This is a genomic window from Amycolatopsis sp. WAC 04182 (assembly GCF_003947465.1).
Classification (GTDB): domain Bacteria; phylum Actinomycetota; class Actinomycetes; order Mycobacteriales; family Pseudonocardiaceae; genus Amycolatopsis.
The window spans coordinates 146,268-160,568 of sequence record NZ_QHJJ01000007.1 but is presented as its reverse complement, the minus strand read 5'-3'; the positions used below and the strand labels follow the sequence as shown (position 1 = coordinate 160,568).

11 protein-coding genes are annotated in these 14,301 nt (G+C 70.1%); 7 read left to right on the top strand and 4 right to left on the bottom strand.

Annotation, left to right across the window (positions count from 1 at the left end):
* Positions 1–4: 4 nt before the first annotated feature.
* Entirely contained in the window at positions 5–2,002 is a 1,998-nt protein-coding gene (locus DMH01_RS32950; protein ID WP_125681721.1) for a fatty acid desaturase, read from the bottom strand.
* 78 nt (positions 2,003–2,080) lie between these two features.
* Positions 2,081–3,343: a CdaR family transcriptional regulator gene (locus DMH01_RS32945; RefSeq protein WP_199745724.1), complete on the bottom strand. Its 1,263-nt coding sequence runs from the start codon at positions 3,341–3,343 to the stop codon at positions 2,081–2,083.
* A gap of 139 nt (positions 3,344–3,482) precedes the next feature.
* On the opposite strand from DMH01_RS32945, the gene DMH01_RS32940 reads away from it, so the two are divergent.
* The 7 genes from DMH01_RS32940 to DMH01_RS32910 all read left to right on the top strand — a co-directional run bounded on the left by DMH01_RS32940 (position 3,483) and on the right by DMH01_RS32910 (position 12,494).
* A complete protein-coding gene (locus DMH01_RS32940) occupies positions 3,483–4,826 on the top strand; it encodes an MFS transporter (RefSeq protein ID WP_125681719.1) in 1,344 nt (447 codons plus the stop codon).
* Between the two features lie 728 nt (positions 4,827–5,554).
* A complete protein-coding gene (locus DMH01_RS32935; protein ID WP_125681717.1) occupies positions 5,555–6,328 on the top strand; it encodes a thioesterase II family protein in 774 nt (257 codons plus the stop codon).
* Positions 6,321–8,072, top strand: coding sequence for an amino acid adenylation domain-containing protein (locus DMH01_RS32930; protein ID WP_125681715.1), 1,752 nt, complete (start codon positions 6,321–6,323; stop codon positions 8,070–8,072). Before DMH01_RS32935 ends, DMH01_RS32930 begins: the two co-directional genes overlap by 8 nt.
* Entirely contained in the window at positions 8,072–9,436 is a 1,365-nt protein-coding gene (locus DMH01_RS32925) for a tryptophan 7-halogenase (protein WP_125681713.1), read from the top strand. The genes DMH01_RS32930 and DMH01_RS32925 overlap by 1 nt, the downstream gene beginning before the upstream one ends.
* The gene (locus tag DMH01_RS32920; protein WP_125681711.1) at positions 9,429–10,598 is read left to right on the top strand and encodes a cation:proton antiporter; all 1,170 of its coding nucleotides are present in this window, start codon (positions 9,429–9,431) and stop codon (positions 10,596–10,598) included. The genes DMH01_RS32925 and DMH01_RS32920 overlap by 8 nt, the downstream gene beginning before the upstream one ends.
* Entirely contained in the window at positions 10,591–11,988 is a 1,398-nt protein-coding gene (locus tag DMH01_RS32915; protein ID WP_125681709.1) for a tryptophanase, read from the top strand. The genes DMH01_RS32920 and DMH01_RS32915 overlap by 8 nt, the downstream gene beginning before the upstream one ends.
* A gap of 38 nt (positions 11,989–12,026) precedes the next feature.
* Positions 12,027–12,494: a hypothetical protein gene (locus tag DMH01_RS32910; protein ID WP_125681707.1), complete on the top strand. Its 468-nt coding sequence runs from the start codon at positions 12,027–12,029 to the stop codon at positions 12,492–12,494.
* Positions 12,495–12,508: 14 nt separating this feature from the next.
* Here DMH01_RS32910 and DMH01_RS32905 read toward each other — a convergent pair whose 3' ends face one another.
* Together DMH01_RS32905 and DMH01_RS32900 are read right to left on the bottom strand one after the other, a co-directional pair.
* The gene (locus tag DMH01_RS32905) at positions 12,509–13,141 is read right to left on the bottom strand and encodes an MBL fold metallo-hydrolase (RefSeq protein ID WP_125681706.1); all 633 of its coding nucleotides are present in this window, start codon (positions 13,139–13,141) and stop codon (positions 12,509–12,511) included.
* Entirely contained in the window at positions 13,138–14,223 is a 1,086-nt protein-coding gene (locus DMH01_RS32900; RefSeq protein ID WP_125681704.1) for an S-(hydroxymethyl)mycothiol dehydrogenase, read from the bottom strand. The genes DMH01_RS32905 and DMH01_RS32900 overlap by 4 nt, the downstream gene beginning before the upstream one ends.
* Positions 14,224–14,301 lie beyond the last annotated feature (78 nt).

Sequence of the window (14,301 nt, the reverse complement as noted above, 5' to 3'; positions counted from 1 at the left end):
CCGATCAAGCGTCGTAGTCGACGGTGACCGACGGCGTGGTCGGGTGCGCCTGGCAGGTGAGCGCGTACCCGTCTTCGACGTCGGTCCGCGACAGGGCGAAGTTCTGTTCCATCGCGACCGATCCCAGCACGACCTTCGCCTTGCAGGTGCCGCAGGCTCCACCGAGGCAGGCATACGGCGCCTCCAGCCCGGCCTTCAGCGCGGATTCCAGGACGGTGTCGCCGGCCGCCAGCGGGACCTCGTGCCGTCGGCCGCGCAGGCTGACCTCGACCGTCGCGGGGCTGAAGTCTTCGGTGAGCTTGGGTTTCCGGTAGCCGTGGAAGAGTTCCACGTGGACTCGGTCCGGCTCGGCGCCGCGCTCGACGAGCAGGCCGTGCAGGTCGGTCACCATCTCGGCCGGTCCGCACAGGAACCAGTCGTCCACCGAGGCGACGGACAGGTCGGAGCCGAGCTCTTGGACGAGCTTCGAGCGGTCGATGCGGCCTCGGAGCCGCGCGGGGTGCCGCGGGTCGCGGGAGCGCACGTGGACGATCCGGAGCCGGTCGGCGTACCGCGCCTCGAGTTCTTCCAGCTCTTCGCGGAACATCGTGCCCGCCGCGTCGCGGTTGCCGTATATCAGGGTGAAGCGGCTTTCGGTCTCGACGGCGAGGGACGTCCGCAGGATCGAGAGCACCGGGGTGATGCCGCTTCCGGCAGCGATCGCCACGTAGTTCTTCGTGGCGATCGGGTCCAGCGGTATGCCGAACGACCCCGTCGGTGTCATCAGCTCCAGGGTGTCGCCGGTCTGGAGTCGCTCCATCGCGAAGGTGGAGAAGGCTCCGCCCGGGATGTGCTTGACGGCGATCGCCAGCGTGCCGGAAGTGGCCGAGGTGCAGAGTGAGTAGTTGCGCCGTACCTCCTCACCTCCGAGACTGGTTCGGACGGTGATGTGCTGACCTGGCTCGAACGAGAACTCGTCGCGCAGGTCGTCGGGCACGTCGAAGGTGATCAACACGCTGTCGCCGGTCAACCGATCGACCCCGGCGACCCGGACCGGATGGAACACCGCGGCGCGGGCGGAAGATCGCTTCGGCATCCGCACCGGGAGGAGCCGCGCCAGTTTCCCGTTCAGCCGCTTCCAATCGCGGTACTCGTCCGGGTCGAGTTGCTGCCCGAAGGCCGTGCCGATGGCCGCGTCACGTTCGAGGTAGGCCTCCTCGTTGCGTCGCCAAGTCGCGACGTACCGGTGGAACGGGATCGAGGGGTGCAGGTGGTGCACGAGGTGATAGTTCTGCGAGAGCAGCAACGGGGTGAGGATCCATTCGGCGCCGACGCGGTTGCGGGTCGCGCGGTAGCGGTTCTCCTGCTGCGTGTCCTCGAGATCGTGGTGCGGCAACCAGTCGAACCACCACGCCAGCACGACCATGGCGAGCCGCTCGGGGATCAGGTACAGCACCGCCAGCGTCCACAGGTGCCCGGTGAACGCGGAAGCGACGATCACGGCGGCACTCGCCGCCAGCAGGAACGAGGTCTCCAGGACCTCTGCCCGGGGACGCCGCCGCCAGTGACGCACCAGAAAGCCCAGATACGGCACGTCCATCAGCGCGAACCGGACGGGAACCTGCCACAGCGGAGCGCCGCTGACGAAATGGTCGGGGTCGTTCTCGTCGTCGTTGGTGTTGCGGTGGTGCTCGATGTGGATGAACGCGAACGACTTGAACGAGATCAGCGGCGACACGAAGAGCATCGCGACCCGGCCGAAGGCCACGTTGACCCAGCGGTGGGTGCTCACCGAGTAGTGCGCGGCGTCGTGCAGCACGGTGAACAGCACGAAGATCGCGGCCGCGCTGAGCAACACCGTCACCGGCACGGGAAGCCCGCCGGTCAGCGCCGCCCAGGTGGAGAACGCGAAGAGCGCGATGGCACCGCAGAAGATGCCGACGATGGGCCACGAGATCGCCGGGACCCGTTCGCCGGGGTCGGGAAGCGCGTGGCGTGGGGCTGTGTCCGAGGTCGCTGACATACCCAGCAACGTACGAAGCGCGTTCAGACCCGACCAGTAGTTCGGAGCCCATGAGGATGTGCGCGCCGCACATGCCGCTCAGCCGGATTCCGGCGTGAGCACCACCGGGCCCAGCACCTGCACCAGCCGCAGCGCGGCGTGCAACTCGGCGACCCGGTTCGTAGCTGGACGCCCGCGACGTTCCTCCGCCCGGCGCAGGCGCTGCAGCACGGTGTTGCGATGCACCCCCAGCTCCTCGGCCGCTGCGGCCAGCCCGCCCTGTGCGTCCAGCACTGCCAGCAGCGTCCGCCGTTCCTCCTCCGCCCGGCGCCCCTCGACCGCCAGGGCACCGAGCTCGGTCGCGACGAAGGCGCGGGCCAGGTCCAGGTCGCCGCTCATCGTGTCCACGAGCGCCAGCTCGGCATACGACGTCACCGGCGAGACCCGGCCGGAGAGCTCGGCGATCCGGCGGCCGCGCTGCGCCTGCACGTGCGAGTCACGGAAGCCCACTGGGCCCTTCGCCGGCGTGCCGATGGAGATCCGGACCTTGGCGGGGATCCGGCCCTCCAAGGGTGCGAGGTCTTCCGGCGCCACTCCGGGGGCACGCGTGCCGCAGACCCAGCCCCACAGCGCTTGGACACCGTCCGGGACGAGCAGGGGCCGACCGGAACCGAAGTGAGCGCCGACCGCGGCACCTACGCGCGCGAGGTCGGCGTCGTCGCGCTCGGTCCAGCAGACGAAGGCGGTCTGCCATCCGGTCAACCGGTGCGACAACGTGCGCTCGGCGCGCCCCAGGTCGATCCGGTCCCCGGCGATCAGCCCGCGGACCGCGTCGGTGCGAGCCGCCCGGACCCGGTTCTGCATCCGGTCGAGCTCGGCGACGTACTCGGCGGCGACCTCGCTGGAGATGCGGTCGACGTAGGCGAACGCGTAGCGCTGCAGGTTGTCCACCACCACGAGCGCCAGCGCCGGATCCGGCACGAAAGCGGTGATCCCGGCCAGGATGCGTTCGCTGAAGTAGGCGTGTCCCATGCGGTAGAAGCGCAGCATCACATCGACGCTGTAGCCGCGCGCCGCCATGGCGCGTGCGTGCTCGAGCGCGGTGACCGGCGCCGTCGCGGCGCCGACGTCGATACCGTGCCGCACCATCGACAGCGCTGCTTCGAGATTCGACGAGCAGGACCCGAGTGTCAGCCCGCGGAGGTCGTCGTCGGCACCGGCCTCCGGGATGCGTTCGAGGATGTAGCCGAGCATGTCGTCGGCATACGACGACACATTCCCCAGCAGTTCGGCGGTGAGGCGGCGCAGCTCGAGCATCACCGGCTCGGGAAGCTCTGCCGGATCACGCGCGCTCACGCCCATCCCGGGAGCCTAACGGCGGTTCCTTTTGTTTGCGCGATCCCGCCACCGCGGTCTATCTTCCTACGTGTCCGATTAGCGTCCCAAGGTGTTCGAATATCGGACGCCGAGCCTGATCCGGCCGACTCGACGAGGAGCGAAAGTGACGAACGTGCCCGCCTCGCACGAAACGGCCGATCCGAGATCCGGCGTCAGCCGGTCGGCGTTCAGGCGGGTCCTGGCGGGCAGTACCGCCGGCGCGGTGCTGGAGTGGTACGACTTCGCGCTCTACGGGATCCTGGCGGCCACCGTGCTCGGGCCGCTGTTCTTCCCCGGTGGCGACGGGTTCGCCCAGTTACTGCTCGCGCTGGCGACACAGGGGCTCGGCTTCGTCGCGCGCCCGATCGGCGGCATCGTCTTCGGCCATCTCGGCGATCGCCTCGGCCGCAAACCCATGCTGGTGACCACTTTCCTGCTGCTCGGGCTGTCGACCTCCGCGATCGGGCTGCTCCCCACCTACTCCCAGGTCGGCATCGGGGCGACGATTTCGCTCGTCGTGCTGAGGCTGATCCAGGGGTTCGCCCTCGGCGGTGAGTTCGGCGCGGCGGTGCTGATGGTCAGCGAGTACGGAAGCCCGAAGCGGCGCGGCTTCTGGTCGGCGTGGCCGCAAGCGGGGGCGCCGCTGGGCGCGGTGCTGGCCACGGCCGTGGTCGGCGGGATCGCCTTGGTCCTCCCCGAAAACGCCTTCGATCAATGGGGCTGGCGCATCGGTTTCCTGTTCGCGATCCCGCTTCTGGTCATCGGCTTCTGGATCCGGCGGCGCGTCGACGAGTCGCCGGTATTCCAGGAGGCGCAGGCGCGGGCCGCGGTATCCACGGACGCCGTACGGGAGCGGTCGAGCATCCTCGAGACACTCGCCCACCCCGGCCCCCTCCTCCGCGGTCTCGGCGTGCGACTGGGCGAAAACGTGGCCTTCTACGTCTACACCGTCTTCGTGGTCGCCTATGCCACGAAGACCTTCGGCTACGACAAGTCCGACGTCCTCCTCGCCGTGGCCGTCGGGTCACTGCTGCAGTTCGCGGGGATGCTGGCCGGCGGCCACTGGTCGGACCTCGTCGGACGGCGTATCGCCATGCTGGTCCCGGCGGCGGGGCTCGCGGTGTGGGCGCCGGTCTTCTTCGCCGTCGTCCAAGCCGACAATCTGCCTCTGCTCTATCTCGGCATCGGCGTCGGCGCGGCACTGCACGGACTCCTGGCCGGACCGGAAGCCGCGTGGATCGCCGAACTCTTCCCGACCCGCCGCCGGTTCGCCGGCGCCTCCCTGGTGTTCCAAGGCTCTTCGATCATCGCCGGCGCGCCCGCGCCCCTCATCGCCGTGTGGCTGGCCGAAAAACAGGGGCCCACGGCGGTCGTGCTGTACCTCGTCGGCACCATCGCCGTCACCCTCGTCGCGCTGCTCTTCAGCGCCGAAACCCGGGGCACCGACCTGAACTCCGACAGGAGGTGACCGCGCGGCAGGCCGGCTGCCGGAGATCTCCTCGACGACGCTGACCTCGTCCAGACGAGGATCGGCTCCCGGATCGGCGGGGATCGCGCTGTCACGGACGCGGCTCCGGTGCTCAGCGCGCCCCGCGATCGCGCGACCGGACTCGTCTTCGATCACACGTGTCCTTCGGGCCCTCACCGGGCCGTCCGGTGCGGGCAAGACCACGTGCGCGCTGCTCGCGACCCGGGTGTGGGATCCCGACGCCGGCCACCTCGCTGCCACCGTGTGGTCACCCTTGCGACCGCGGGCGAGCACTCACACTGAGGTAGCCCGGCCGGGTGAGCGGCACCGTGCGCGGATCGCCGCTTGCAGCCAGTTTGATCTCGCCATCAAACTGTTACCCCGGACGGCCTAACGGCGTCGTATCTTTCGGTCCACCACCTCTGACGGTTATCACCCAACGGAAGAGAACAAGTAGGAGCCCGCATCTTTCCCGCGGTCGGCGCGGTCGCGGAAGCACCCCAAAGGTGCGGGCGAGGCGAAACCCGGTTTCGCCAGGCGCGTCATCCGCGCGGAGCCCGGACGTTCACCGGGATAGCGCGACATCGTGAAGAATTCGCTCGCAGCGCGCGACACCGGACCATTCCGTCCGATGTGGACGCCGAGGCGACGCGTTGTGCCCTTCAGCTTCGTCCTCAACGGGCCGCGACCCCCCGTTGACGAACCGGTTCGGGAGAAGGAACGTGGCGATGAACACTGCCGTCAAGGCACTGTCCACAGTGGACACACAACTCGGGCATGGCCCTGAATACCTGTGTTTCCCGCCTGCCGGGGGGACGGTACTCGGCCTGCGCGGGCTCGCTGGAACAGCAGCGGGATCGGTGGTGCGCGGGGTGGAATATCCGGGACACGGCGCGCGTCTCACCGAGCCGCCCGCCGAATCGCTCGCCGCCCTCGCCGAGGAGATCGCCCGGCATTGCCTCGCCCGCATCGGTGCCGAAGGTTTTTCACGAACGGTGCTGATCGGCTTCAGCATGGGCGCGTTCGTCGCACTCGAAGTGGCCCAGCGCGTCCTCGCCCGAGGAGGGCCGGGCCCCGCGGGGCTGGTCGTCGTGGGGGCGTGCGCACCTCAGCGGCGAGTTCCGGGGAGATACGCGAAGGCGGACGCCGCCGAGGCGGAGCGGCTGCTCGATCTGCATTGCCCGCCCTCGTCGGCGGGCTACCGCGACTGCCCCGAACTCCGGGAATACGCGCTCGATCTGTTCCTCGGCGACCTGCGGTTGACCAGCGCCTACCCCGGCCCCGCGAAAGTGCCGTTGACCTGCCCGCTGGTCGCGATCCGGGGAAAGGACGACCTGGACTTCGCGACCGGTGACGAGGAGATCCGGGCTTGGCGGGCCTGGACGACCGGGCGGTTCACCGGCTGTGTCGTGCCAGGGGGCCACCTGGCGGTTCTCGCACCAGGCAAGGAAACCGGCTTCTGGGACCGAGTCCGGCTCGGAACGGAGCCGTGCGATGACTGAACCGGTGTCGTCCTCGGTGCGCGGCGTGGCACGACGGCTCCCCCGCGTGACCTGGTGCGACTTGTTCGAGTATCGGGCCAGGCGGGTCCCCGCCCGGGTCTGCCTGGTGGCCGACGAGGTCTCCTGGACGTTCCACGAACTCGACCTCTGGGGCGAGCGGCTCGCCCAGGCGCTGCGGAATGCGGGCGCGGCGCCGGGGACGGTGGTGGCCTGCGCGATGACGCGGTCCGTCCGGGCCGTGCTGGGCGTGCTCGCGACGGCGAAGGCGGGAGCGGTCCACCTTGCGATCGACCCCGCCCTGCCCGCCGCCCGCGTCGACACGATCCTCGCCGACGCCCGCCCCGCCGTCGTGCTGACGGACGCCGTGAGTCTCGCGGACCGGGCGGACGTGGTCCTGTCCACAGAGGACTGGATGACGGAGCTCGCGGGGCATACCGGGCACCGGTCGCCCAGCGACGTCGCCGGTCCGGCGTACCTCATCTACACCTCCGGCTCGACGGGCTCCCCCAAAGGGGTCCTGGTGGGACACCGGAGCCTGGTCAACCTGTACGGCGAACTCGCCGCCCGGGTCTTTCCCGCGAGCCGCGGCCGGCAGCGGGTGGCGCACGGTCTGCCGCTGGTCTTCGACGCGTCGTGGAACCCGCTGTCGTGGCTGGCGGGAGGGCACGAACTGCATCTGGTCCCCGACCCCGTCCGTACGGATCCGGGCTCCTATGTGGACTTCGTGCGGGAACACCGGTTGTCCGTCGTGGAAGCGGTGCCCGCGCAGATGTCGGCGCTGCTGGAAGCCGGGTTGCTCGACGGACCGGCTCGTCCGCGGATGCTGCTGATGGGCGGGGAGGCCATCGGGCAAGACCTCTGGTCACATCTGCGTGGCGCGGCGGACGTCACCGCGGTGAACCTCTACGGCCCAACCGAGTGCACGGTGTTCACCACGTCCTGCGATCTCGGTGAACGCGCGACGCCGTCGATCGGGCGCCCCATCGGCAACACCACCGCCCAGGTCGTCGACGAGGAGCTGCGACCGGTGCCGGTCGGGGAACCCGGCGAACTCCTGATCAGCGGTTCCTGCCTCGCGCTGGGCTACTTCGGGCGGCCGGAGCTGACCGCGGACCGGTTCGTCACCGCGGGAGAACGCCGGTACCGGACCGGCGACCGGTGCCGTCTCGCGGCCGACGGTCACCTCGAATGGCTGGGCAGGCTGGACGATCAGGTCAAGATCCGGGGCCATCGGGTCGAGCCGGGCGAGGTGGAGCAGGCACTGCTCGCCTCTCCCGGGGTCCGGCAGGCCGCGGTCAGGGTCGAAGGCGCCGAGCCACGGTTGGTCGCCTATGTCGTGCTCGACACGGGAACCGTCGCGCGGCTGCGGGAACGGCTGCGGGCGGTGCTGCCGTCGTATCTGCTGCCCTCCGCCATGATCCCGCTCGACGCCATGCCCCTCGGGCCGACCGGGAAGATCGACCGGGCCGCCCTCGCCCCGCCCGTCCCGGTACGGCGGGCGGTCGTGCTGACCTCCACCCAGAAGCTCGTCGCCGCCGCGTTCCGTGTCCAGCTGGAGATCCCGGCGGTCGACGCGGACAGCGACTTCTTCGACCTCGGTGGGCACAGCCTCTCCGCCGCGGCGCTCGCCGCGCGGCTACGGGCACTGGGTGTGCCGTGTTCGCTGCGGGACGTCCTGCTGCGCCGCACGGTGGCCCGGCTCGCCGAACTCGTTCCCACCACAGAGAAAGGAGTGACGCCGTGATGGACGACTACGACGTGATCGTCGTGGGCGGCGGACCGGGAGGTTCCACCGCCGCCGGCCTCACCGCCGCGGAAGGCCACCGGGTGCTGCTGCTGGACAAGGACCGCTTCCCGCGCTACCAGATCGGGGAATCCCTGCTACCGGCCACGATCCACGGGATCTGCGCGATGCTCGGGGTCCGCGACGAGATCGACCGGGCCGGATTCGTCCGCAAACGGGGCGGCACCTTCAAATGGGGCACCGGTGCCGAACCGTGGACGTTCTCCTTCGCCGCGTCCGACCGCATGGCCGGGCCCACGTCGTACGCCTACCAGGTCGAGCGCACCCGGTTCGACGCGCTGCTGCTCGACGGGGCCCGCCGGCTCGGCGCCGAAGTCCGGCAAGGACATCGAGTACTCGGCACGATCCAGGCGGGCGAGCGGATCGGCGGCGTCCGCTACCTCGACGACGCCGGGCACGAACGGCAGGCGACGGCCAGGTTCGTGGTCGACGCTTCGGGGCACGGCAGCAGGCTCCACCACGACGTCGGCGGCACCCGCGAGTACTCGCCGCATTTCCGGAACCTGGCGCTGTTCGGGTACTTCGAGGGCGGCCGCCGGATGCCCGCGCCCGACACCGGGAACATCCTGTGCGTCTCGTTCCCCGATGGCTGGTTCTGGTACATCCCGCTGTCGGACACCTTGACCAGCGTCGGAGCCGTCGTCAAACACGAAGCGGCGGACCGCGTCCAGGGCGATCCGGACGTGGCCTACTCGGCGCTGATCGAGGATTGCCCGCTCATCGAGGAGTACCTCCGTGACGCGCGGCGCGCGACCGAGCCACCCTACGACCGCCTCCGCGTGCGGAAGGATTACTCCTACGACCGGACCGTCCTGTGGTCCCCGGGCATGGTGCTCGTCGGTGACGCCGCCTGCTTCATCGACCCGGTGTTCTCCTCGGGGGTGCACCTGGCCACCTACAGCGCGTTGCTGGCCGCCCGGTCGATCAACAGCACCCTCGCGGGTTTCTCGGACGAGAAGCGATGCTTCGCCGAGTTCGAAGCCCGCTACCGCCGGGAATTCGGCCTTTTCCGGGATTTCCTCATCAGCTTCTACCAACTGGACTCCGACGAGGACGACTACTTCCGGCAGGCGCGACGGCTGACCGGCCGGCACGGGGCCGCCGAAGCGGCTTTCGCCGGCCTCGTCGGCGGAGTGTCCTCACAGGACTTCTCCCGCGCGATGTTCGGCGACGTGCTCGCCGAAGGTGTGCAACTGCAGTTACGCGGCCTGCTCGGCGAAGCCGCGGGCGACGAGCCGCCGATGTTCCCCGGCGGGCTCGTCCCCACCGCGGACGGCAGGCGGTGGCGGGTGCCCGATGCCTGATCTCGCCGTTCTGCTCGCCGCGCTCGCCGTCCTGCTGGCCCTGGCCCGCTGCTTCGGCTGGGTGTTCACCCGGGCAGGACAGCCCGCCGTCCTCGGGGAGATCACCTGCGGACTCGTCGTCGGCCTCGCCCTGCAGGGCGGACCGGGCCTGCCCGGCGGCGTCGGCACGACGCTGGACGCGCTCGCCCAACTCGGCCTGATCCTGTTCCTGTTCGGGGTCGGCGCCCGCCTCGCGCCGTCGCTGACCGCGGCACGGATCACGGCGGCGTTCGTGCCCGCGCTGGGCGCGACCGTCGTCCCGGTCGTCCTCGGCGTGCTGCTGGCTCTTTGGCTGGCCGCCCGCCACGCTCCGGCCGGGGCCGCCCCGTTCGTCCTGTTCGCCGCCGCGGCCATGGCGGTGACCGCCTTTCCCGTGCTGGCAAGGATCCTGGCCGAGCGGCGGATGCTGGACGACGACCGCGGCCGCTGCGCGCTCACCGCTGCGGCGCTCACCGACGCCACCGCATGGGCGGCACTCGCCGTCGTCGCGTCCGTCCACAGTGGAACTCAGGCCTGGGCGCTGCTGGCGGCGTTCCCGTTCCTGCTGGGCCTGCTCGGCCTCGCCCGGCCGTGGTTCGGCCGGACGATGGACCGCCTTTCCGGGCCGACCGCGGCCGCGGCCATGGTCGCCCTCGCCTGTTCCGGGGCCGCGATGACCGACACCATCGGCTTGCACGCCGCGATCGGCGCGTTCCTGGTCGGCGTGGCCGCCGGACGGCCCGCGTCCCGGCACGACCCCGTCGCGCTGATCACACCCCTCGCGTCCCTGCTGGTCCCGCTGTACTTCGTCCTCATCGGACGGAAGGTCGACCTCGGCGAGCTCGACGGCGCCCTGGTGACGGAAACCCTCGCGATCATCGCGGTGGCCGTCGTCGCGAAAGGCGGCGGCGCCTACCTCGGCGCCCGCCTCGCCGGGCAGCCTCCGCGTCCGGCGGCGGTGTTCGCGACCCTGATGAACACCCGTGGCGTCACCGAACTCGTCTTCCTCAGCATCGGGCTCGGCCTCGGCGTCATCGACAGCGCCTTCTACACCGCGATGGTCGCCATGGCCCTCGTGACGACGGCCATGACCGGCCCGCTCCTCAACCACCTCGAACGGAACAAGGTGACCCGAGATGCCTGACCACCCAGCCGAACCCTGGCGGATCAAGATGGTCGAACCGATCCGCACCACCACCCGCGAACACCGGGAGGAAGCCTTACGGGCAGCCGGATGGAACCCCTGCCTGCTCCGCTCCGACGACGTCTACATCGACCTGTTCACCGACTCCGGCACCAGCGCGATGTCCGACCGGCAGTGGTCGGCGCTCATGCGCGGCGACGAAGCCTACGCCGGTGCGCGCAGCTTCTACCTCTTCGAACAGGCCGTGCGCGGCCATTACGGCTACGAGCACGTCATCCCCGTCCACCAGGGCCGCGGCGGCGAGAACATCCTCTCCCGCTGTCTCATCCGCCCGGGCAGCCACATTCCCGGCAACATGTACTTCCCCAGCACCCGCGCCCACCAGGAACTCAACGGCGCCACCTTCCACGACGTCATCATCGACGAAGCACACGACGCCGTCGACGAACACCCGTTCAAAGGCAACGTCGACCTCGACAAGCTGCGGGCCGTCATCGCCGAACACGGCAGCGCCATCCCCTACGTCTCGCTCGCCGCCACCGTGAACATGGCGGGCGGCCAGCCGATCAGCGTCGCCAACCTCACCGCCGCCTGCGACCTCGCCCACGCCCACGGAATCCCCGTCTTCCTCGACACCGCCCGGGCCGTCGAGAACGCCTGGTTCGTCAAACAACGCGAACCGGGCTGGGCGCACCGCTCGATCGCGGACATCCTCCTCGCGCTGTGCGCTCCCACCGACGGCGCCGTCATGTCGGCCAAAAAGGACTGTCTCGCCAACATCGGCGGCTGGATCGCCCTTCGCGATCCCGATCTCGCGGAACAGGCACGAGGCCTCGTCCTGCTTTTCGAAGGCCTCCACACCTACGGCGGCATGGCGGGCCGCGACATGGAAGCCATCGCCGAAGGCATCACCGAATCCGTCGACGAGAACCACATCCGCGCCCGCATCGCCCAGATCGAATACCTCGGCCACCGCCTCCACACCGCGGGAGTCCCGATCGTCCGGCCCGTCGGCGGGCACTGCGTCTGCGTCGACGCGACCGCCGTCCTCGCCCACCTCCCCCGCACCGAACTCCCCGGCCAGACCCTCGCCGCCGCCGTCTATCTCGAAGGTGGCGTCCGCGGCGTCGAACGTGGCACCGTCTCAGCCGGACGCGATCCGGTCACCGGCGAAAACCGTTACCCACCCCTGGAATTCCTCCGGCTCGCCATCCCTCGCCGCGTCTACACCCAGAGCCATATCGACCACGTCGCCGACAGCCTCATCCGTGTCCACAAGAACCGTCACGACATCACCCACGGCCTCACCTTCACCCACGAACCACCCCACCTCCGCTTCTTCCAAGCCCGCTTCGCCCCCACCGCCGGGGCTGACATCCATGCCAGGTGAATCGGCGCCGTACGCGAGCCGTGTGGAAGGCTGATGTGGTGAAGGAGCCGCTGTACCGTCGCGTGAACACCCGGGCCAGGGCCGTCCACCACGACCACGGCGGGGACTACCGGCACCAGCGCACCACGAAGACCGAACGCGTCTCCGACCTGACCCGCGGGTCCATGGGAGGGCGGCGACGGCGGGGCCTGGACTACACGCCGTTGTTCCGGTTCCTGCTCGGCAAGATCGGCGAGGACTGGGACGAGGTGCGCGACGAGGCCGCCGCCCGGCTCGACTCCGCCGAGCCGATCTACTGGCTGGTCGCCCGGCAGCCGCACGAACGACGCGAATACGTGCGGATCGGCGAGGCCAGTTACTACAGCGGCCTCTACGTGGACGACGACAACCGGTTGCGGGCCGTCGACCCCGAACTGGGTGCCGACGACCTGGACCCGGCGTGCCCGTGCTGCACCCACACCTTCAACGGCGTCCGGTTCACCCGGAAGTACCGGCCACCGCTGTGAGGACCACGGTCGGCTCAGTGCCCGCGGGCGATCCATTCGGCCAGGTGCGGCGCTTCGGTGCCGATGGTGGTGGGATCGCCGTGTCCGGTGTGGACGGTCGTGTCCTCGGGCAACGCGAAAAGCCGTTCCCTGATCGAGGAGATGATCGTCGGGAAGTCGGAGAACGAGCGCCCTGTCGCGCCGGGCCCACCGGAGAAGAGCGTGTCCCCGGAGAAGAGCGCCTTCGCCTCGGGCAGGTACAGGCACACCGATCCGGGTGAATGCCCTGGCGTGTGGATGATCTCGAGTTCCGTGCCGGCGACGGCGATCCGCTCACCGTCCTCCGTGTGCCGGAAACGGCGGCCGGGATGGGTCATCTCCCACAACTCCCGATCCCCCGGATGCAGGACGACCGGGGCGTCCAGCTGTTCGCCCAGCTGCGGGGCGACGGTGACGTGGTCGTTGTGCCCGTGGGTGCAGACGACGGCGACCACGGTACGGCCGCCCACGGCCTCGGTGATGGTCTTCTCGTCGTGCGCGGCGTCCACGATCACGACCTCGTCGTCGTCCCCGACGAGCCAGACGTTGTTGTCGACGTCCCACGAGCCGCCGTCGAGTTCGAAGACCCCGGCGGTGACGACCCGTTCGATCCTCAGGTCCCCGCTCACAGGATCACCACCGAACGCAGCACCTCGCCGGCGTGCATGGCCTCGAAGGCCTTCTCGACACCGTCGAGCGGGATCCGCTCGGTCACGAACCGCTCCAGCGGCAACCGGCCCTGCAGGTAGAGGTCGATCAGCATCGGGAAGTCCCGTTCCGGCAGGCAATCGCCGTACCAGGACGACTTCAGCGCGCCGCCGCGGGAGAAGAAGTCGATCAGCGGCATCTCCAGGCGCATGTCGGGCGTCGGAACGCCGACCAGGACCACCGTGCCCGCCAGGTCACGGGCGTAGAAGGCCGCTTTCCACGTCTCCGGACGGCCGACCGCGTCGATGACGACATCGGCGCCGAAACCGCCGGTCAGTTCCTGGATCGCCGCGACCGTGTCGGTGCCGGAGGCGTCGACGGTGTGGGTCGCGCCGAGTTCACGGGCCCACACCAGCTTCCGCTCGTCGCGGTCGACCGCGATGATCGTGCCCGCACCCGCCAGCCGGGCCCCGACGATGGCGGCGTCGCCGACTCCCCCGCAGCCGATCACCGCGACCGAATCCCCGCGGCCGACGGCGCCGGTGTTGACCGCCGCGCCGAGACCGGCCATCACGCCGCAGCCGAGCAGGCCCGCGACGGCCGGGTCCGCGGCGGGATCGACCTTGGTGCACTGTCCGGCGTGGACGAGCGTCTTGTCCGCGAACGCGCCGATGCCCAGCGCCGGGGTCAGCTCGGTGCCGTCGGTCAGCGTCATCTTCTGTGTCGCGTTGAAGGTGTCGAAGCAGTACTGCGGACGCCCGCGCTTGCAGGCCCGGCACTGCCCGCACACCGCGCGCCAGTTGAGGACGACGAAATCCCCCGGCCGCACGGAATCCACGCCTTCGCCGACACTTTCGACGGTGCCGGCGGCCTCGTGACCGAGCAGGAACGGGAACTCGTCGTTGATGCCGCCGTCACGGTAGGTCAGGTCGGTGTGGCAGACCCCGCAGGCCGCGATCGACACGACCACCTCGCCGGGGCCCGGGTCCGGGATCACGATGTCCGTCAGCTCCACCGGGGCGTTCTTGGACCGGGCGATCACTCCGCGCACCTGCTGTGGCATTCCCTGTTTCCTCCACCGTCGACGACACAGGCATGCGCACCGACGCATGCTTCACGTGAGGCTAGGCCGGAAGGCCCC

Bases quoted from the DNA above. Each gene is read 5' to 3' on its own strand.
- DMH01_RS32950 (WP_125681721.1), bottom strand. From the start codon at position 2,002: ATGTCAGCGACCTCGGACACAGCCCCACGCCACGCGCTTCCCGACCCC.
- DMH01_RS32945 (WP_199745724.1), bottom strand. From the start codon at position 3,343: ATGGGCGTGAGCGCGCGTGATCCGGCAGAGCTTCCCGAGCCGGTGATG.
- DMH01_RS32935 (WP_125681717.1), top strand. From the start codon at position 5,555: ATGAACACTGCCGTCAAGGCACTGTCCACAGTGGACACACAACTCGGG.
- DMH01_RS32930 (WP_125681715.1), top strand. From the start codon at position 6,321: ATGACTGAACCGGTGTCGTCCTCGGTGCGCGGCGTGGCACGACGGCTC.
- DMH01_RS32925 (WP_125681713.1), top strand. From the start codon at position 8,072: ATGGACGACTACGACGTGATCGTCGTGGGCGGCGGACCGGGAGGTTCC.
- DMH01_RS32920 (WP_125681711.1), top strand. From the start codon at position 9,429: ATGCCTGATCTCGCCGTTCTGCTCGCCGCGCTCGCCGTCCTGCTGGCC.
- DMH01_RS32915 (WP_125681709.1), top strand. From the start codon at position 10,591: ATGCCTGACCACCCAGCCGAACCCTGGCGGATCAAGATGGTCGAACCG.
- DMH01_RS32900 (WP_125681704.1), bottom strand. From the start codon at position 14,223: ATGCCACAGCAGGTGCGCGGAGTGATCGCCCGGTCCAAGAACGCCCCG.